The sequence below is a fragment of the Gluconobacter aidae genome (assembly GCF_009547075.1).
Lineage (GTDB): Bacteria > Pseudomonadota > Alphaproteobacteria > Acetobacterales > Acetobacteraceae > Gluconobacter > Gluconobacter aidae.
Genome location: NZ_WIPH01000099.1, coordinates 1 through 952, shown reverse-complemented (window position 1 = coordinate 952; position 952 = coordinate 1). Strand labels below are relative to the sequence as shown.

The 952-nt window shown below is 58.4% G+C and carries 1 pseudogene; it reads right to left on the bottom strand.

What is annotated here, in order from left to right:
• A pseudogene (locus GFJ39_RS13890) lies at nt 1-952 on the bottom strand (IS3 family transposase); the annotation flags it as partial.

The window sequence follows — 952 nt, the reverse complement described above, 5'->3', positions numbered from 1 at the left end:
CATGATACGCCTCATCGGGCGTGCGTCCAGCCAGTGCTGCGTGCGGACGCTGCCCGTTATAATGGGTGATCCATTTCGTGAGCCCCACTCGAAGTTCTGATCCGGTCTCAAAGGCGTGCAGGTAGACGCATTCGTATTTCAGCGACCGCCACAGACGCTCGATGAACACGTTATCCAGCCAGCGCCCACGTCCATCCATGCTGATGCGGATCTGACGCTCTTCCAGGAGCCCGGTAAAACGGGGCGTCGTGAATTGTGAGCCCTGGTCCGTATTGAAAATTTCCGGGGTGCCGTAGCGCATCAGCGCATCTTGTAGCGCCTCGATACAGAACTCCGCGTCCATCGTGTTCGACAGACGCCAGGACAGGACCTTGCGCGTGAACCAGTCCATGATCGCCACGAGATAGAGAAATCCCCGTTTCATGGGGATATATGTGATGTCGGAACACCAGACCTGGTTGGGTCGGTCGATGACCAGATCCCGCAACAGATACGGATATTTCCGATGCTCTGGATGGGGCACACTCGTGCGTGGCTTCTGGTAGATCACCCGCAGACCCATAATCGCCATGAGCCGCCGAACCCGCTTGCGACCGACTTCATGTCCCAGGCGGCGCAGATGCCATGTCATCTGCCGCGAGCCATAATACGGCGTTTCCAGGAACTGGGCGTCGATCAGCCGCATCAACGCCAGATTGGCCTCGTTCTGTGGCACAGGCCGATAGTACACGCCCGACCGGTTGAGTTGTAGCAGCGTGCATTGCCGGATGATCGGCAGACGTGCTCGCTTCGGGTCAATCATCTGCCGCCTCTGATCACGCCCAACCGAGCAGAGGCATCGCGTAAAAAATCCCGTTCCACGAGAAGCTCGCCTATCTTCGCGTGTAGTTTCTCCACATCAGCAGGGCTGACCGGGGGTGCGGAAACCGTCTTCCCGGAAAAGGTCGCTGCC